The 18352-nt window shown below is 60.7% G+C and carries 19 protein-coding genes; 10 read left to right on the top strand and 9 right to left on the bottom strand.

All coding sequences use genetic code 11. The annotated features are described in order from the left end of the window. Positions 1–109: 109 nt before the first annotated feature. Positions 110–1063, top strand: a complete 954-nt coding sequence (locus HF327_RS08125) for an MBL fold metallo-hydrolase (protein ID WP_169107747.1) — start codon at positions 110–112, stop codon at positions 1061–1063. Here HF327_RS08125 and HF327_RS08120 read toward each other — a convergent pair. After that, on the bottom strand, positions 1057–1338 hold the full coding sequence (locus tag HF327_RS08120) for a DUF2798 domain-containing protein (protein WP_169107767.1): 282 nt from the start codon (positions 1336–1338) through the stop codon (positions 1057–1059). The two genes, HF327_RS08125 and HF327_RS08120, sit on opposite strands and share 7 nt — an antisense overlap. Next, complete coding sequence (locus HF327_RS08115) at positions 1331–2122, bottom strand: siderophore-interacting protein (RefSeq protein WP_169107766.1); 792 nt, start codon at positions 2120–2122, stop codon at positions 1331–1333. The genes HF327_RS08120 and HF327_RS08115 overlap by 8 nt, the downstream gene beginning before the upstream one ends. 77 nt (positions 2123–2199) lie before the next feature. Here HF327_RS08115 and HF327_RS08110 point away from each other — a divergent pair, with 77 nt between their 5' ends. After that, entirely contained in the window at positions 2200–2640 is a 441-nt protein-coding gene (locus HF327_RS08110) for a MarR family winged helix-turn-helix transcriptional regulator (protein ID WP_169107746.1), read from the top strand. Positions 2641–2887: 247 nt separating this feature from the next. Here the strand turns inward: HF327_RS08110 and HF327_RS08100 are convergent, their stop codons facing one another. The 3 genes from HF327_RS08100 to HF327_RS08090 form a co-directional block, all read right to left on the bottom strand. Continuing rightward, complete coding sequence (locus HF327_RS08100; protein WP_169107745.1) at positions 2888–3451, bottom strand: DUF4124 domain-containing protein; 564 nt, start codon at positions 3449–3451, stop codon at positions 2888–2890. Positions 3452–3659: 208 nt separating this feature from the next. Beyond that, positions 3660–5873 (bottom strand): TonB-dependent receptor domain-containing protein, encoded by a 2214-nt coding sequence (locus HF327_RS08095; protein ID WP_169107744.1) that lies wholly within the window; start codon positions 5871–5873, stop codon positions 3660–3662. Between the two features lie 363 nt (positions 5874–6236). Continuing rightward, complete coding sequence (locus HF327_RS08090; protein WP_169107743.1) at positions 6237–8216, bottom strand: lytic transglycosylase domain-containing protein; 1980 nt, start codon at positions 8214–8216, stop codon at positions 6237–6239. Positions 8217–8231: 15 nt separating this feature from the next. Here HF327_RS08090 and HF327_RS08085 point away from each other — a divergent pair, with 15 nt between their 5' ends. Beyond that, the gene (locus HF327_RS08085) at positions 8232–8804 is read left to right on the top strand and encodes a 5-formyltetrahydrofolate cyclo-ligase (protein WP_169107742.1); all 573 of its coding nucleotides are present in this window, start codon (positions 8232–8234) and stop codon (positions 8802–8804) included. 19 nt (positions 8805–8823) lie between these two features. Further along, the gene (locus HF327_RS08080) at positions 8824–9084 is read left to right on the top strand and encodes a hypothetical protein (RefSeq protein ID WP_169107741.1); all 261 of its coding nucleotides are present in this window, start codon (positions 8824–8826) and stop codon (positions 9082–9084) included. 125 nt (positions 9085–9209) lie between these two features. On the opposite strand, the gene queC is transcribed toward HF327_RS08080, so the two are convergent. Next, the gene (gene queC / locus HF327_RS08075) at positions 9210–9971 is read right to left on the bottom strand and encodes a 7-cyano-7-deazaguanine synthase QueC (protein WP_198460442.1); all 762 of its coding nucleotides are present in this window, start codon (positions 9969–9971) and stop codon (positions 9210–9212) included. A 116-nt stretch (positions 9972–10087) separates the two neighbouring features. On the opposite strand from queC, the gene HF327_RS08070 reads away from it, so the two are divergent. The 5 genes from HF327_RS08070 to HF327_RS08050 all read left to right on the top strand — a co-directional run bounded on the left by HF327_RS08070 (position 10088) and on the right by HF327_RS08050 (position 15528). Then, positions 10088–10771, top strand: coding sequence for a glutathione S-transferase family protein (locus HF327_RS08070; RefSeq protein WP_169107740.1), 684 nt, complete (start codon positions 10088–10090; stop codon positions 10769–10771). Between the two features lie 47 nt (positions 10772–10818). Then, positions 10819–12123 (top strand): multifunctional CCA addition/repair protein, encoded by a 1305-nt coding sequence (locus HF327_RS08065; RefSeq protein ID WP_169107739.1) that lies wholly within the window; start codon positions 10819–10821, stop codon positions 12121–12123. A 157-nt stretch (positions 12124–12280) separates the two neighbouring features. Further along, on the top strand, positions 12281–13801 hold the full coding sequence (gene exaC / locus HF327_RS08060; protein ID WP_169107738.1) for an acetaldehyde dehydrogenase ExaC: 1521 nt from the start codon (positions 12281–12283) through the stop codon (positions 13799–13801). A gap of 244 nt (positions 13802–14045) precedes the next feature. Continuing rightward, positions 14046–15080 carry an alcohol dehydrogenase AdhP gene (adhP, locus tag HF327_RS08055; protein ID WP_169107737.1) on the top strand — a complete coding sequence of 345 codons (1035 nt, stop codon included), beginning with the start codon at positions 14046–14048 and terminating at the stop codon, positions 15078–15080. A gap of 73 nt (positions 15081–15153) precedes the next feature. Then, positions 15154–15528 (top strand): DUF779 domain-containing protein, encoded by a 375-nt coding sequence (locus tag HF327_RS08050; protein WP_169107736.1) that lies wholly within the window; start codon positions 15154–15156, stop codon positions 15526–15528. A gap of 6 nt (positions 15529–15534) precedes the next feature. Here HF327_RS08050 and trxC read toward each other — a convergent pair whose 3' ends face one another. The 3 genes from trxC to HF327_RS08035 all read right to left on the bottom strand — a co-directional run bounded on the left by trxC (position 15535) and on the right by HF327_RS08035 (position 17534). After that, on the bottom strand, positions 15535–15969 hold the full coding sequence (trxC, locus tag HF327_RS08045; protein WP_169107735.1) for a thioredoxin TrxC: 435 nt from the start codon (positions 15967–15969) through the stop codon (positions 15535–15537). Positions 15970–16069: 100 nt separating this feature from the next. Continuing rightward, positions 16070–16270, bottom strand: coding sequence for a DUF2905 domain-containing protein (locus HF327_RS08040; RefSeq protein WP_169107734.1), 201 nt, complete (start codon positions 16268–16270; stop codon positions 16070–16072). Between the two features lie 148 nt (positions 16271–16418). After that, positions 16419–17534: a class I SAM-dependent methyltransferase gene (locus HF327_RS08035; protein WP_198460441.1), complete on the bottom strand. Its 1116-nt coding sequence runs from the start codon at positions 17532–17534 to the stop codon at positions 16419–16421. Between the two features lie 9 nt (positions 17535–17543). Here HF327_RS08035 and HF327_RS08030 point away from each other — a divergent pair, with 9 nt between their 5' ends. Next, on the top strand, positions 17544–18329 hold the full coding sequence (locus HF327_RS08030; RefSeq protein WP_169107733.1) for an SDR family oxidoreductase: 786 nt from the start codon (positions 17544–17546) through the stop codon (positions 18327–18329). Positions 18330–18352: the final 23 nt, after the last annotated feature.

The following is an 18352-nucleotide window of genomic DNA, read 5'->3' as shown; positions in this document are numbered from 1 at the left end:
AGCGGACCAGGCTTGGTTCTGCGTTAGCCGTACGTGCCCGCGACACAGTGCTGGCCGGTGCTCTGCTAGTCTTGAGCGAAGAACGCATAAAAACCGCGAGACAAGTCCCATGCACCCAAACCCTCTATCTCTTCCAGTCGGCATGACCGTGCTGGAGCGCGGTTGGCTGTCGGCCAACAACATCGTGTTTGCGGCAGCGCCCGGTGATATGGAAGGCTCGGCCGTGGTCGATACCGGCTATGTCAGCCACTCGGCACAGACACTGGCCTTGATCGACAACGCGCTGCAAGACCAGCCGCTGGCGCGCATTCTCAACACCCACCTACACAGCGACCATTGCGGCGGCAATGCCGCACTGCAGCAGACTTATCCACAGGTGCAGACCTTTATCGCCCCCGGCCAAGCAGAACAGGTGCGCAGCTGGAATGAATCCGCACTCAGCTATGCACCCACAGGGCAGGAATGCCCGCGCTTTGTCATCACCGGCCTGCTACAGCCCGGCAGCAACGTGCGCCTGTCTGGCTGCGACTGGCAGGTTCATGCCGCCCCCGGCCATGACCCGCATTCGGTCATTCTGTTTGAGCACAAGAGCCGCACCCTGATCTCAGCCGATGCGCTCTGGGAAAACGGCTTTGGCGTGGTCTTCCCCGAGATTGAAGGCATCGCCGCTTTTGAGGAAGTGGCCGCCACGCTGGATGTAATTGAGCAATTGCGGCCGCTGACAGTCGTGCCTGGCCACGGCAGCATATTTACCGATGTGCCTGCAGCGCTGGCCATTGCGCGCAAACGGCTGGCAGGCTTTGTGCAATCACCCGAGCGCCATGCCAGCTATGCGGCCAAGGTGCTGCTTAAATACAAGCTGCTGGAGTGGCAAAGCATCAGCCTGCAAGATCTCAGCCACTGGATTCATGCCACACCCTATTTCGGCATCTTGCACCAGACCTACTTCGGAGCGCAGACACTGCAGCAATGGCTGGACAGTCTGATTGACGGTCTGATTGCCAGCGGAGCTGCCGAGCGGAAGCACAACGCAGCTGGCGCACCCGTTTTATGCAATCAGTGATGCACGGTGGCGGCCACCAGCCGCATCACCACAGGGCGCACCAGCACCACACAGCAAAAGGCCGAAGGCATGGCCACGGCATAGGCCTTGAGTACCGTCCACCAGTAACCCGCGCTCAACCCGCCATTGACGGCCACGATGATGCAGCACATGAAAAACGCCATGATCAGCGCCATGTAAAAGGCAAACACCAAGGGCGTAAAGCGCTTGTGCAGCTTGCGGCTCGGCTTCGCGGCCGATTGGCCCAAGCAGTCTGTTTCCGTCACCTCAGTCATTGGCATTCAGCTCTTCATGGTGAGCCGCTTCGCCTTGCTTCCAGTACGAGGCAATGCGCATGCGCCTGCGGTTGGCACCGGGCTTGGCCAGAATGCGCTGGCGCAAGTCGGCCATGGCGCGGTTCTCGCCAGAAGCCCAGATAAAGCCATCGCCCGCAGGCAGCTCCAGCACATCCGCCGCGTCTGCCAGCGAGGTCACCCACTGCAAATCCAGCGCGGCGGCGCTCGCCCATGCGCGTTGATCGGCAGGGTTGCTGATTTGCACCCGCACAATGGCACGGCTACCGGCGGGCAGCTCGGCCAGCCTGCGTTCCATGGCGGGCATGGCACTTTCATCGCCCAGTAGCACATGCCAGTCCAGATCAGCAGGCACGACCAAGCTGCCGCGCGGCCCGGCCAGACCCAGCCACTGGCCTATGGGGGCCGTGCGCGCCCATTCCACGGCGGGGCCGGTGCCATGCTCGGCAAACTCCATCTGCAGCGTGTTGCGCGCGGCGTCGTAGTTCAGCGGTGTGTAGTCGCGCATGGTGGGGCGCTCGCCATCGATGTGCGGGCGGCCATCAACCATCTGCGGCAAATTGGGCTTCTCCAGCCCCGCCTGCGGCAGGATGAGCTTGGTGTGGTCGTCAAAACCGGCGCTGACAAAGCCTTCCAGTTCAGGGCCGCCCAAGGTCAGGCGGATAAAACCGGGACTGATTTGCTCGCGTGCCAGCAGTTGCACATGGCGGGCGCGAAATTCGTGGCGTACACGTTGCATGATGGGTGTTACTTCGGTGTTGGACATTTTTCTGAAGAAGTTGATAAAGTCCACTAAATATCATTCAATAAGTTGACTAAGTCAACAAATAAACCTTTCCCACCATGAGTTCATCCCTTGCCGCCGATGTGTTTGAAGTGCTGCACGACCTGATGCACCTGTTTCGCGCGCGACTGCTCCAGTCCCTGGAGCGCATTCAGCCGGGGCTGACGTTCAATGAGTTCCGCATCCTGATGCACACCGGCCGCCACCCGGGCATTACGCAAAAAGAGCTGGTTGAGCACAGCCACACCGACAAAGCGCAGATGGCGCGCATGCTGACTCAGTTGCAAGACAAAGGCTGGCTGGAGCGCTCCGCCAGCGAGGCCGACAAGCGCGTGCGCTGCCTGCAGCTCAGTGCGCAGGGGCAGCAGTTGTTCGCTCAGCTCAAAAACCAGCGCGAACAAATCGCCGCCGAGCTGCTGGGCGACTTCCCCGCCAATCAGCAAAAACAGCTGCGCGAACTGCTAACACTGGCACTGAACAGCGCCCGAGCGACGGATTAATGGCACTTTGATGCATCCGCCGCAAGCGCCCACCCATCAATGCTTTTGGGCATAGCTACGCGCGGTGAGCGCATGTCTCCTTCTTCTGGGCCCAGAGCATGGGACGCGATGACGCCAAGCGTGTGCTGCTGTTCGACAGCTATCAGGCCGCGCAAAGCTTGGAGAAATGCCGAAAACCCTGAACCTGTCCAGCCACGATCACAACCTGCTGCGCATGCGGGTCGAGATCTGAAGCCCAGTCACAAGCTCAAGGCATGTGCTTTTCTATACATCCCAGCAGATGGTTGTGCATGCTGGTCATGCACTGGTACATATCGCGTGAACGGCCGGTAGCCGCCTTGCAATCGCTGACCGAAGCTTTGGTGCGCAGGTTTTTTAAACCTCCTGCCGTGCCGTCATGTTGCGCCTGGGTGATATAGCCGCTCTTGAGGTTTTTCTGGCCGTTTTCCAGCATGGTCTCGATCTGGCTGCGGATATTGTCCAGCGCCAGCGCGCAATTCAGCGGTACCTCCTTGCCATCGACTTTTTTCAACCCCTTGGTCAGACCATCGACCAGCTCCTGCGCCTCCTTGGGCAGTTTCTTCGTCCCGTCCGTGTTGCGCTGTTCACCAAAGCGCCCCGCGCCTGCTCCCGAGCTGCCATTGGGCGAAACCTTGAGCTGAGCCGCATCGGCCTGCTGCGGCGGCAACTGCGAGCCGTAATGCGTCTGGCCCTGCGCATCCACCCACTTGTAGACAGGCTGCGCCACCAGGGCACCGGCCCAGACCAGTCCCAGCACGGCGATGAACACGCGGCCTCTTGCTACTGACATTGCGACTTTCTCCCTCACTGGGTGACTGTCTGCAACATGCAGACTTGGCACCATGTAAGTAAGTGTAAACAATTGTTCGCAGATATAAAAAGGAGCTGCCAGCGCTTATTCATCATGCGCTTCAGAACTAAAAAACCCTGAAACCCTTGATTCGATTGCGCTGGCAGCTCCTGATTTACAGGCTCATGCCGCTATGAGGCGCTCAGCCTCAGAACTTCATGTTTGCCGTAACCCAGAAGGTACGACCTGCCTGTGTCACGCCAGACACGGAAGATCCGCCCTGGAAGTAGCTATTCACCCAGGTCGGCGTGCCGTTGACGCTGACCTGCTGGTACTTGCGGAAGTCCTTGTCGAACAGGTTGAAGATATTGGCGTTGATGCTCAGGTTCTTGTTAACCTGATAGCTGCCACCGAGGTGGAACAGCGCATAACCCTTGATATCGCCCACGGCGTCAAACACGGCCTTGTTGGCGTTGCTCAGGTTGTCGTAGGAGCCGCTGAAACGGGGGCTCTTGCTGCGGTACTCGCCGCGCGCCCACAGACGCCACTGGCTGCTTGGTGTCCAGTCCAGCTGGGCGCTGGCAATGTGCTTGGCGGTATTGGCCAGCTGACCATTCTTGCGGCCTCCCTCGATCACCTCGCTGTTGGTCCAGGTGTAGCCAGCCTTGACCGACCAGTCCTTGGTCAGCTGTGCGCGGCTGCTCAGCTCCATACCCCAGGTCTTGGCCTTGTCTACGTTGATCTCGTATTCGGCGGTGGGGTTGTAAGCGCAGCTGGAGATGTAGACTGCACCAGGCTTGCTGGCATCACAGATACCTCCCGAGGCAATCTTGTCCTTGACATCGTTATGGAAGAAGGTGGCCGCGCTGGTCCAGCCTGCCTTGTTGTCGAACAGGGCCGACAGCTCCACATTGGTGCTGGTCTCGGGCTTGAGGTTGGGGTTGCCGATGCTGATAGTCTGGCCTTGGCCGGTGACGCCTCTGACGCCGTCGATCAGCTGGTTCAGGCGCGGTGCCTTGAAGCCCTGGCTCACGCCGCCCTTGAAGGTCCAGTTCGTCGTCGCATCCCAGACCATATAGGCGCGGGGGCTGAACTGGCCGCCAAACGCATCGTGGTGGTCATAGCGGCCGCCCAGCGTGGCCGTCAGACCCTGGGCCAGACGCCATTCGTCTTCGGCAAACAGCGACCACATGGTCTGCTTGTGGCTTTGCGGCAGCAAACCATCTTTGAGCTTGGCATCCCAGAACTGGCCGCCCACAGTCAGCATATGCGCGTCGCCCAGAGGTGCGACCAGCTTGGAGTCCAGCACCAGATTGGTGGTTTTCAGCTCGCGGTCTGCGCCGCCACGCGGATCACCCTTGGGCACCGAGGCGCTGGGAATCGTGCGGCCAATGGTCTCGGTCTCGGTATGCATCAGGCTGCTTTCCAGCGTGCCAAAGCCCAGGCGGCTGGTGTGACCGATGCTGACCTGATCGCGGTTGAAGCGCAGTGCGTCACGGTAGCCAGGCAGTGCTGGATCACCATTTTTGTCGACAGGATTGAGTGCATCACGGCTGCCCAGTCGACCGTCTTCGTTGTTGTACCAGGTGCGGGCCTGGTCCACATCCAGCCAGATGTCATGATAGCGGTTGGGGGTCAGCGTCAGTTTTGCGCCCAGGCTGTGCTGGCGGCTCTCTGCCGGTGCAGGGTTGCGTGCCGCCGCGGGCTGGTTTGCGCCCGGCGCCAGCACCCAGTCCGAAGCGTCACGGCCACTGTAGCTGCCGCGCACGGCCAGGCCCAGCAAGTCTTGCTTGATGGGGCCGTTGATGTAGAAGTTGCTCTTGTACTGATTGCCCCATTCGCTGTCTTGCGGAATGCCAGCGCCGACGCTGACTTCGCCGCCCCACTCTTTGCTGACCTTGCGGGTAATGATGTTGATCACGCCGCCCATGGCGTCCGAGCCATACAGGGTAGACATGGGGCCACGAATCACTTCAATGCGCTCAATGGCCGACATCGGCGGCATGAAACTGGTCAACGCTGCGCCAAAGCCGTTGGGCGTCACGTCGCCCGCCACGTTCTGGCGGCGGCCGTCGATCAGAATCAGCGTGTAGTCGCTGGGCATGCCGCGAATGCTGATATCCAGGCCGCCGGTCTTGCCGGTGGCACCCATGACGTCAATGCCTTCCACGCCCTGCAGGGCTTCGGCCAGATCGCGGAAGTTCTTGGTTTCCAGTTCCTTGCGGGTCACGACGGAAATCGAGGCCGGAGCGTTTTTGAGCTCTTGCTCGAAACCGCTGGCAGAGACCACCACCTCTTCCATGGTGGATTCATTGGCTTGGGCGAATGCAGCCGTACTGGCGCAGGCAGCGGCTGCGGCCAGTGCCAGCAAACGGGGTTGCCAATAGGTGTGACGAGCGCGGCTTCGAGCTGCGTTGGACATGATGACTCCTCGACCTGACAGATCAGGTCGTTGCTATGTATTGAGAAGATGAGTCGGCCCTTGATGGACCTTTGGGACAGCTGGCGGGGCAGCTAAAGGGAGACAAAGCCGAGGTTGTATGTGGCGTTATGGGCTTTGACGGTTGCAATTATGTACTTTTGTAAACACAAACCAATCTCATTCGCCTTAGCTCTGCAAGGTATTCACCTACAAACAGTCTTGCGTGCTATTCACGCGCGCTCCGGCGCAGGCCTGCGCGGTTTTTTCTTGAGCCCATGCACACGCAAAAAAAGCGCTCAGCCCCATAAGGGATGAGCGCTTTTAGCGACCAATGAATGAACGATCAGCCCATCATGCAAGATCTTATGGCATATCCTTCATAGGCTCGGCCTCGTTACCGGGGCGTGGGCCAACGGTGCCCAGACGGCTCTTGAGCGATTGGGGCTGACCCGTAATCAGCGCCGCGTAGTTGGTGGTGTTGGAGAGCACCTTCTTCACATAGTCGCGCGTCTCGCTGAACGGAACATTTTCGGCCCAGATGGCGGCGTCCAGCGTGGGGCCGTTGCGCCAGTTGCGGGGACGACCGGGGCCCGCGTTGTAACCTGCGGCGGCCATGGCCATGGAGCCGTCAAAATCGTCCAGCGCCAGCTTGAGGTAAGACGTGCCGATGGTGATGTTGGTATCGCGGTCGTTGATCATGTCAGGCGTAAAGCCGGTCATGCCGATCTTCTTGGCCGTCCAACGTGCCGTGGCAGGCATGACTTGCATGAGGCCCGAAGCGCCCACACCCGAGCGCGCATCCATGATGAAGCGGCTTTCCTGGCGTATCAGGCCATAGACATAGGCCGGGTCCAGGCCGATGTTGCGCGACTTGGCCAACACGGTGTCGTGATAAGGCATGGGATAGCGCTGCTTCCAGTCCGCAAAAGTCTTGGTTCGCTCGCTGGTGTTGATGCAGCGGTCCCAGATCTGGCGCTCACAGGCCAGATCGGCCGCGGCATACAGCTCGCGGTCTTCCAGGCCCCCGGGCTGGTGCAGGTTGGTGCTGTAGTTCCACTCGCGCACGCCTTCGCTGCGCAGGCCCATGCCAATCGCATACAGGCTGCGGGCCAAGCCCGGGTTGCTGCGCGCTGCGGCCTTTTCCTGCGCCGTCAACGGTGCGGGGGCGGGCGGCACGGTAATGCGCTGACCGATCTCTTCAAGCGCCAGTTGCTCATAGAAGCTGCCGCTGCCCGCCGTGTCTTCCAGCAGCTGACGGGCTTCCGCCTTTTCTTCGGCACTGGGGCGGCCAGCCAGCATGGACTTGGCCTTCCAGTAAGCCCAGGTCGGGTCAGTGCGCTCGGAGCCCATGGCATCGACTGCGCGGCGCACGGCTTTCCAGTCACCCGCGCGCAGGGCGGCACGCACCTTCCAGCCCAGCAGCTCATCGCTCAGGTCTTCATTGCGGCGCACTTTGCCAAAGTAAGTGTTGGCATCCGGCGAGAGCTTGAACGCGGCTTGCTTGCCCGCCACGGCCCAGGCCCAGTTGCGCTCTTCAGCGCTGAGCTGTGCGCCCCAGCCACCTTCAATCTGACCGGCCGCGCCATCGGGGTCACTCGCAGCCATGCGAATCAGGGCCAGCAGCGCCAGCTCCTTGCGCTCGCGGCCACGGGCCTTGCTCTGCCCAGCCAGGTATTTCGCGGGTGAGGCGAAAACCTGCGCCACCTGGTCTGCCGCCTCAGGCGCGACGATGGCCACTGCATCACGCGCAGCCTTCTGGCGATTGCTCTCAGTCGCTACGCGGGCGCGGCGCCACACGTCTTCGGCGCTGATGAGCTTGCTGGCGTACATCTGGCCAGCGGCGGTGGTGCAACCGTCATCCGCATCTTTTTGCGCCATCCACAAATCGCGCACCTGCTGTCCCACATTGGGCGCGCCACGGCCTTGCACGGCATCGGCCAGCAAGGCGTAGCAGGTGACGGACTTGTCATCGCGCATGCGGAACTGCGGGTAGACACGACTGAAAGTGCTCCAGTCGCGCTGCTTGCCCAGCAGCAGCAGCCAGTCGTTGCGCAGGCGATCTTCCTGGTAGGTGCCGGCGTAACGGGTCAGGAAGCCCTGAATTTCATCTGGTGCCGAGGTTTCAAGGCGGTTCTTGAGTTCCCAGTAAGCGGCCCAAGGTTGGAGGGGGTGGCCGCTGGCCTGTGGCAGCAGCTGGGTCAGGGCCGCCTGATTGCGCGCGCGGAATGCTTTTTGCATATCCAGCAACACGGCATCACCCGAATTTTGTGCCTGCGCAAACGGAGCAGCTACAGTCAACATGGAAGCCGCACAAAGCGGTGTCAAAATCTTCAGCCAGTGCATGGAGGAAATTACCCGATGGACAAAGCAGCGTTACGCCGCAAGTTGATTGAACTGCGCCTCAACCTTCCAGATCGCCTGCAGCGTGCAGATGCGCTACAGCAGGTGATGCGCTTTTGGCTGATGGAGCGACCCGATACCGTGATTGGCGCCTATTGGCCCATCAAGGGTGAATTCGACCCGCTGCCTGCTCTGCATCGCTGGAAAGAAGATGGCGAGCTACAGGGTACCCCACAACGGCGCAGGATTGGGCTGCCGGTGATCGACAAACAGCGTAAGACGCTGAGTTTTCACGCCTGGTATCCCGGCTGTCCTATGGAAGAGGACGCCTATGGCATCCCCAAGCCCAAGGACACCGAGCTACTGGTACCCACGCTGCTGTTTGTGCCCTGCGTGGGCTATGCCGCTGGCGGCTACCGGCTGGGCTACGGCGGCGGTTTTTATGACCGCACGCTGGCCGAGCTGACCCCGCGCCCATTTACCGTGGGACTGGGCTACACCAATGGCTATGTAGATGACTTCCATCCTGAGGTGCATGACTTGCCCCTGGACGCCATCCTGAACGACAACGGTGTAGTCTGGCCCGTCTGAACCTTTGAACTGTTTTGCCATGAGTCGCCCGAACAAGAATATTCCCCAGCGCCGCTACCGCCCGCGCCCTCCTCTCACCGTGATGCAGCTACCGCTGACCCGCGAAGAAATGCACAGGCTGCAAGCCCATATGCGCCGCCACGGCGCGCTGAGCCTAACGCCGCGCCAGCACAACGCCATCTGGGATTTTCTGTTTGAAACGCCCGAGAGTCAGGCTTGGCTGACCAACATGACCAAGCAGATCCGCGCCGGGCAGATCGCGACACGACCTCACGTTTAAGGCAAAAAAAATGCTCCTCATTAAGGAGCATCTACCGCCATCATTCAAAGGACTTCAAAGGTCAATCGCCTTGAAGTCCTTTTTTATTGATCGCTATCAGCTATCAAATTCAGGTGACCACTTCTTCAAGCCGACTGGCTGGCGCGCCAGTTTTTCCATCCCGAGGCACGCAGCTCGCAGGCAGGGCAGCTGCCGCAGCCATAGCCCCATTCGTGTAACGCATCGCGCGTGCCCTGGTAGCAGGTGTGGGTCTCGACGCGGACCAGCTCCACCAGCGCATCACCGCCCAGGTCATGGGCCATTTGCCAAGTCTGGGCCTTGTCCAGCCACATCAGCGGGGTGTCGATACGCAGACGGCGCTCCAGTCCTAGGTTCAGCGCCAGTTGCTGCGCCTTCATGGTGTCGTCGCGGCAGTCGGGGTAGCCTGAGTAATCGGTCTCGCACACGCCGGTGACGATCACCGTCAGCCCACGGCGATAGGCCAGCGCACCAGCCAGGGTCAAAAACAGCAGATTGCGGCCCGGCACAAAAGTGTTGGGCAAGCCATCGGCCTGCATTGCAAAGGCCACATCGTCCGTCAGCGATGAGCCGCCAATCTGCTTGAGCACATCCAGCGACAGCACATGGTCTTCCCCCAGACGCGGTGCCCATGCCGGAAAGCGCTGCGCCAGTTGCTCGCGCACACCGGCGCGAACGGCCATCTCCACGCTGTGACGCTGACCATAATCAAAGCCCAGCGTCTCCACACGGTCGAACATGGCCAGCGCCTGCGCCAGACAGGTCGTCGAGTCCTGCCCGCCAGAGAACAGCACCAGCGCGCCCTTGTGATGACCGGCACCGGCCACATTGGCGGAGACATTTGCAGAAGTAGTGGAAGTATTTGCCATAGGTGTGCAATTACATCATTTGCCGCACAGCCCTGTGCATCAGTGCGGCGCTCGGAACGACAGACCGCCGCCAGCCAGCGTAATATGCTGAAAAGTATTGAAATTGGGGAACCGTCATGCTCAAGCTCTATATAGGCAACAAGAACTACTCTTCGTGGTCTATGCGACCCTGGATGCTGATGCGGCAAAGCGGCATTCACTTCGATGAGGTCAAGCTGCGCTTCGACAGCTTTGCACCGGACTCCCAGTTCAAGCAACAGGTGTTATCGCTGTCACCCATCGGCAAGGTGCCGCTGCTGGTCGATGATGAGCTCATCATCTGGGACAGCCTTGCGATCTGCGAATACCTGGCCGAACGCTTTCCCGAAAAACATCTGTGGCCCCAGCATGCCGCCCAGCGCGCCCGCGCGCGCAGTCTGGTGTCCGAAATGCACAGCGGTTTCAGCAGCCTGCGCAGCCTCTGCCCCATGAATATCGAAGCGCGACTGCATGAGGTCGGCGCCCAGCTCTGGGAGCAGCATGCCGATCTGCGCGCCGATGTGCGGCGGCTTGAAGCGCTCTGGCTGCCCCAGCTGCAAGCTGCCCATGGCCCCATGCTGTTTGAGCAGTTCAGCATTGCCGATGCATTTTTTGCCCCGGTCTGCATGCGCCTCAACAGCTACGGCCTGCCCACCTCGCAGATCGTCACCGCCTATGTGCAGCGCATCTGCCTGCTGCCATCCACACAGGAATGGGTGCAGGGCGCGCTGGCCGAAAATGATTTTCTGCCATTTGAAGAACCTTACCGCACGCAGCGCTGAGCAAAAAACCCGCCTGCACCGCGCCGAGTAACCACTACCATTGCAGCATGAGCGAATTCAAGGTTTACAAGGTGGGCGGTGCAGTGAGAGACCAGTTGCTGGGCCTGCCCGTCAACGACACCGACTGGGTGGTGGTGGGTGCCACGCCAGAGCAGATGACAGCGCGCGGCTTTGTGCCCGTTGGGCGCGATTTCCCGGTGTTTCTGCACCCCAAGACCCATGAGGAATATGCGCTGGCCCGCACCGAGCGCAAGAACGGCATGGGCTATCGCGGCTTTGTGGTGCACACCGCCGCTGATGTGACCCTGGAAGAAGACCTGGCGCGGCGCGACCTCACGATCAACTCCATCGCTGCCCCTGCAGACTGGAAAAGCGCCAGCGAGCTCAAAGACCTGGTAGACCCCTATAACGGCCAGCAGGATCTGAAAGATCGCGTGCTGCGCCATGTGACCGATGCCTTTCGCGAAGACCCGGTGCGCATTCTGCGTCTGGCCCGTTTTGCAGCGCGCTTCACCGACTTTTCCGTGGCACCCGAAACCATGGCGCTGATGCGAGAGATGGTGGAAGCTGGCGAGGTGGATTCCCTGGTTCCAGAGCGCGTCTGGCAGGAAATCAGCCGCGGCCTGATGGAAGCCCAGCCCTCGCGCATGTTCAGCATCCTGCGTGACTGCGGGGCACTGGCAAGACTGCTGCCTGAACTCAACAAACTCTGGGGCGTTCCCCAGCGCGCCGAATATCACCCCGAGGTGGACACTGGCGTGCACGCCATGATGGTGCTGGACATGTCCGCCCGCCTGCAGGCACCGCTCACGGTGCGCTTTGCCTGCCTGTGTCATGACTTTGGCAAGGGCACCACGCCCGCCGATGTGCTGCCCCGCCACATTGGCCACGAGCAGCGCAGCGCCCGTCTGCTGCTGCAGGTCTGCGACCGCTGGCGCGTGCCCAATGACTGCAAGGAACTGGCCGAAGTCGTGGCCCGCGAGCATGGCAACACTCACCGCAGCAATGAGCTGAATGCCGCCGCGCTGCTGCGATTGCTGGAGCGCTGCGACGCCATACGCAAGCCCGAACGTTTTGAAGAAGCCCTGCTAGCCTGCGAATGCGATGCCCGTGGCCGCCTGGGTTTTGAAGAAGCGCCTTACCCGCAGCGCCAGCGCCTAAGCCGTGCACTGAACGCCGCGCTGGCCGTAGAGACTGCCCCCGTCGCACAGGCCGCCGCCCAGCGCGGACTCAAAGGCAAAGCCATTGGCGATGCGGTAAGCCAAGCGCGCGAACAGGCAGTTGCACTGCAATTGCAACAACCACAAGTGACTGCAACCCATTGCCCCGACTCGGCAGCACCTGCCGCCTGAGCAGTCTCACACCAAGGGAAAACCCGCAGAGGGAAAACCGCCTCCATAGAGCACCAAGTCAGGCAGGAATATGCAGGACTGCAGGCTTCACGACCGCCGTGAAGCAAGGCCTGCACACCTTTTTATTCCCCCTGCTCTCTTGCTCTGGAGGTTACCCATGGCTTACGCCCTTCCCGGCCAGTCCGATGCGCTGCATACATACCAAGACCGCTATGAAAACTTTATTGGCGGCCAATGGGTTCCGCCCAGCGGGGGCGAGTATTTCGACGTAGTCACGCCCATCACCGGCAAGGTCTACACCCGAGCCGCGCGGGGCACGGCAGCCGATATTGAAAAAGCCATCGATGCCGCCCACGCCGCCGCTGATGCCTGGGGAAAAACCAGCCCCACCGAGCGCAGCAACATCCTGCTGCAGATTGCCGACCGCATTGACGCCAACCGCGAGCTGCTGGCCTATGTGGAAACCATAGACAACGGCAAAGCCATCCGCGAAACACTGGCCGCCGACATTCCGCTGACCGCCGACCACTTCCGCTACTTTGCCGGTGCCATTCGCACACAGGAAGGCGGTATCAGCCAGATTGATGGCGACACCGTGGCTTACCACTTTCACGAGCCGCTGGGCGTGGTCGGCCAGATCATTCCGTGGAATTTCCCTATCCTGATGGCGGCGTGGAAGCTGGCGCCCGCGCTGGCGGCAGGCAACTGCGTGGTGCTCAAACCTGCGGAGCAAACGCCCATCTCCATTCTGGTGCTGGCTAAATTGATTGGTGATTTGCTGCCGCCCGGCGTGCTCAACATCGTCAACGGCTTTGGCCGCGAGGCCGGCATGCCCTTGGCGCAAAGCAAGCGCATTGCCAAGATTGCTTTCACCGGATCCACCAGCACGGGCCGCGTGATTGCACAAGCCGCCGCCAACAGCCTGATTCCCGCCACGCTGGAGCTGGGCGGCAAGTCGCCCAATATCTTCTTTGCCGATGTGATGGATCAGGACGACAGCTTCCTCGACAAAGCCATCGAAGGCCTGGTGCTGTTTGCCTTCAATCAGGGCGAGGTCTGCACCTGTCCCTCCCGCGCGCTGATCCACGAATCCATCTACGAAAAATTCATGGAACGCGTGCTCAAGCGCGTGGCCGCCATCAAGCATTCCGACCCGCTGGACCCCACCAGCATGATGGGCGCGCAGGCCAGCAAGGAACAATTGACCAAGATCCTCTCTTACCTGGACCTGGGCAAGCAAGAAGGTGCCGAAGTACTGTGTGGCGGCGCGCAGGCCCAACTAGGCGGCGCACTCGATGGTGGCTATTACGTGCAGCCCACCATCTTCAAGGGCCACAACAAGATGCGCATCTTCCAGGAAGAAATCTTCGGCCCCGTGCTGGCCGTGACCACCTTCAAAACCGATGAAGAAGCGCTGGAGCTGGCCAACGACACGCTATACGGTCTGGGCGCCGGTGTGTGGAGTCGCAACGGCAACGTCGCCTACCGCATGGGCCGAGCCATCAAGGCTGGGCGCGTGTGGACCAACTGCTACCACGCCTACCCCGCACATGCAGCCTTTGGCGGCTACAAGGAATCGGGCATCGGCCGCGAGAACCACAAGATGATGCTGAACCACTACCAGCAAACCAAGAACCTGCTGGTGTCCTATTCCGAATCCAAACTCGGCTTCTTCTGAAGATGAGCGCCACATGACATCGTGGCGAGAGCGAGGCCTGTTTGAGCAGCATCAAATGCCTTTAAACACCTGAGGCTTCATAGTGCATGGAGATCGTTGCCCTCTCCCAGGGAGAGCAACAGTCTTCTGCACAGGGCCATCCGACCTGCGTACAACATCCATGCCTACCCGCATGGTTCTTTGACAAGGTGCACGCACAGTCCACCGGCTGTGGTCGTGCTCCCTACTTCAAAAAGGTACTCTGATGTCTTTACCCCAGACCATGAAAGCTGCCGTGGTGCGCTCCTTCGGGAAGCCCCTGACCATTGAAGAAATGCCCGTACCCCGCCCGGCGGACGATCAGATTCTGGTCAAGATCGCCGCCTCCGGCGTCTGCCACACCGACCTGCATGCGGCAGAAGGCGACTGGCCTGTCAAACCCCACCCACCCTTTATTCCCGGACACGAGGGCGTCGGCCATGTCGCCGCCGTGGGCAAAAACGTCAAACATGTCAAGGAAGGCGACCGCGTGGGCGTGCCCTGGCTGCACAGCGCCTGCGGCTTCTGCCGCCACTGTATCGGCGGCTGGGAGACCTTGTGTGAATCCCAAACCAATACCGGCTACTCGGTCAATGGCGGCTTTGCCGATTACGCGCTGGCCGACCCCAACTATGTGGGCCACTTGCCGTCGAATATAGGTTTTATCGACATCGCTCCCGTACTCTGCGCCGGGGTCACCGTGTACAAAGGTCTGAAGGTCACCGATGCCAAGCCCGGCGACTGGGTGGTGATTTCGGGTGTTGGCGGCCTGGGCCACATGGCCGTGCAATACGCCAAGGCCATGGGCTTCAATGTGGCGGCAGTGGACATTGACGACTCCAAGCTCGCCCTGGCGCGCCAATTGGGCGCCACCGTCACCGTCAATGCCATGACGACGGACCCGGCAGCCTATCTGCAAAAAGAGATTGAAGGCGCCCATGGCGTGCTGGTCACGGCCGTGTCGCCCAAGGCCTTCGAGCAGGCGTTGGGAATGGTGCGTCGCGGCGGAACGGTTTCCCTCAATGGCTTGCCACCAGGAGATTTTCCACTCCCGATCTTCTCCATGGTGCTTCAGGGCATCACGGTGCGCGGCTCCATCGTCGGAACCCGGCTGGATCTGCAGGAGTCACTGGACTTTGCCGCCCAGGGCAAGGTCAAGGCGACGGTATCGACCGACAAACTGGAGAACATCAACGATATCTTTGCCCGCATGCACCAGGGCAAGATTGAAGGCCGCGTAGTGCTGGACATCGCCGCTTAAAGCAACGCCTAATATGCATTGCTGCGCCACCCTAGCCCATGCTCGGGTGGCGCACTCTCACAGGGAGAGCATCATGGTCTACCGCGTCATTGCCACCCCGGCCACACTTGCCTTGATCGACGTGCTGCGCGCCAAGTATGGGCCGCATCTGTTCTTTCATCAGTCCGGCGGCTGCTGTGACAACAGCGCGGCCAATTGCTATATCGAGGGCGAGCTGACCATCGGCCCCGGCGACGTGAAGCTGGGCGAAATTGGCAGTCTGCCGTTTTACATGAGCGTCTCGCAGTTTGAGTACTGGAAGCACACCCAGCTCATCATCGACGTGATCGACGGTCACGGCGGCGGCACGCTATCGCTGGAGGGGCCAGAGGGAAAAGCATTTCTGACCCGCTCCCGCGTATTCAGCGATGAGGAAGTAGCTGCATTGCGCCAGCAAACGCCGGGGTGAAGCCTCTCAGATCACCGACTGCACCCAGCGCACGATCTCACCCGCAGGCATGGCACCGGAGACGCGGGCCAGCTCTTTGCCTTCCTTGAAGATCACCATGGTGGGAATGCTGCGAATGCCCAATGGCGCGGCTGGCAGTGGATAAGCCTCGGTATCGAGCTTGGCCAGTTGCGCCTGACCGGCAAGCTGCTGAGCGGCCTGCGCAAAGGCAGGGGCCATCATGCGGCAGGGACCGCACCAGGGCGCCCAGAAATCCACCACCACCGGCAACTGGCTGCGGCCAATATGCTTGGTAAAGCTGCTGTCATCCAGCGCCAGGGGCTCGCCCGTGATCAGGGGCTGGTGGCAGCTGCCGCAGTCAGGCTGATTGCCCAGCTGCTCTTTGGCGATACGGTTGGTGGTGTGGCAGTGGGGGCAGACGTAGTGCAGGGATTCGGACACAGGACAACCTTTCTGTAGCGGTGCATGGCTTGTGCAGGTGGGCACAAGTCGGGTTCATGCCGGTATTTGCTGTCAGTGCTGGCAGATTCAAGTCAGCAACTCACAGTTTCACAAAGCGCGCAATCAGCGCCGCGATCACACTGAGAAGCACGGTGCTGGCGATGGGCAGGAAGAACTCGCGCCCGAACAGCCGAAAGCGAAAGTCGCCGGGCAGACGCCCTAACCCAATGCGCTGCAGCCAGCCATGCAAGCCGTTGATGAGCAACAGGGCCAGAAAAATGACGATCAACCAGCGAATCATGATGAAAGTGTATGCCTAGAGCAAGCGCCGAAGCCTGCTGGCTCCAGTCCAGAGACATCCGCGAGGGCCACCCCGCAGCGAAGTTGTCGTCCCCCTCCCGATGCAACGCATCGAGAGAGGGGGAAGGCGCAAAGCGCCTCAGGGGGAATCACAACCGATGCGTTCGGTCACCCTGCACAAAGCCCAGCGGTCGCCAGGGCTCTACGCCCTTGCACAAAGCGATAACCTTGAACAGCTCACCCATCTCATGCTCCATCACCAGCTTGGACGCCATGGAGCGCGCCTTGAGGTTGGCGGCGTCCAGCTTGGGCGCCAGCCCGCAGTTGATGAGGAAATAGGCCTGATTGGTGTAGCCCAGCACATCAAAGCCCGCATCCTGTGCAGCCACCGCTGTGCCGGTGAAGTTGACGTGGGCCGTAATGTCCTTGAGCCCCACCAGCACCAGCGGATCGCTGTCGACCTGGTGCTGGTAATGGCAGACCACGGTGCCCATGTGGCGCTGCTCGTGGTAGTACTCACTCTCACCAAAACCATAGTCAATGAAGAAGGCTGCGCCGCGCGTCAGCCGCTCACCCAGCGTGCGGATAAAGGCTTCGCCCTGCGGGTGAATTTCGGTCAAATAGTCTTGCGGGCCACCAATATCCACCGGTGCGCGTAGCTCGGTGGGGCGGTCTTCCCAGGCAAATTCATCACCGTTCATGACCACGCCGCGCTCATGCCACTGGCCTTTGGTGCGCTGCAGCAGCTGCACCGGCATGGCGTCCAGCACCTCGTTGCCGATGATCACGCCCTCCATGGCATCAGGCAGCATGTCCACCCAGCGCACGACCTGCTCGTATTTGGCCAGCGCCAGCCTCTGGCGTGCGCGCAGCGTGCCAGAGAGATCAACGATGGTGTAGCGCTCGGGCAGCGCGCCCAGCAAAGCCATTTCATCGAGGATCTGCAGAGCCAGCGCGCCGGTGCCGGCACCGAACTCCCAGATCTCGTTGGTATTCGTTTTTTGTAGCGCTTCCCGCAATTGGGACGCCACTAACTGGCCAAAAATAGGGGAAATTTCAGGAGCGGTCACAAAGTCGCTTCCCGACTCTGGCATAGCCCCGAATTTCGCCGTCTCATTGGCGTAATAGCCCAGACCCGGCGCATAGAGCGCAAGCTCCATGAATCGGTCAAAAGGCAGCCAGCCGCCCACGGCGGCAATTTCCTTGGCAATGCGAGATTGCAAGGCGCTCGTTAAACTGGTGGATTCTGTCGTCACAACACGCATTTTCCACGAATGTCCTCAACCGCCCGAACACGCACAGTATTGGTGACCGGTTCTGCCCGTCGCCTTGGTCGCGACATGGCCCTGGCTCTGGCCCGCGCGGGCTGGCAAGTGGCTGTGCATTACCGCGATTCACACGAGAGCGCTATGCAAACCGTAGCTGCTTGCGCAGAATTGTCAGGCGATAGCGCGGCTTTTGATGCAGATTTCTTTGACGAGGAATCTGTGCGCTCGCTGGTGCCTCGTGTGGTGGAGCGCTTTGGCCGCCTGGATGCGGTGGTCAATAACGCTTCGCTGTTCGAGCATGACGATGCCCAGAGCTTCAGCTATGTGGCCCTGGAAGCGCACCTGCGCAGCAACACGGCCGCTCCGATCTTGCTGTCTCAGGCTCTGCACACCCACATCCTGGCGCGCATTGCCGCTGGCGATGAAGGCGCGCATGGTGCCGTGGTCAATGTGCTGGACCAGAAGCTCTGGAACCAGAACCCCGACTTTTTGAGCTACACGCTCTCCAAGGCGGCTCTGGAAGCAGCCAACACCATTCTTGCACTGGCGCTTGCGCCCCAGGTGCGGGTGGTTGGCGTGGCCCCCGGCCTGACTCTGACCAGCCATATGCTGAGCCAGGAAAAGTTCGAAGCCCTGCACTCCATGAGCCCACTGGGCCGTTCGTCCTCGCCCGAGGACATTGCGGCCGCCGTGTGCTTTGCGCTGGAAAACCGTTCGATGACGGGCACGACCATGCTGGTCGATGGCGGCCAGCATTTACAGCGCTTTGAGCGCGATTTTTCGATGATGTGAGGCCTCCCGGCCGCACTCCTCCC

Origin of the sequence: Comamonas suwonensis (assembly GCF_012844455.2) — a bacterium.
Taxonomy (GTDB): Bacteria; Pseudomonadota; Gammaproteobacteria; order Burkholderiales; family Burkholderiaceae_C; genus Comamonas; species Comamonas suwonensis.
The sequence above is the reverse complement of the archived record's forward strand: the minus strand, read 5'-3'. Positions and strand labels throughout refer to the sequence as shown.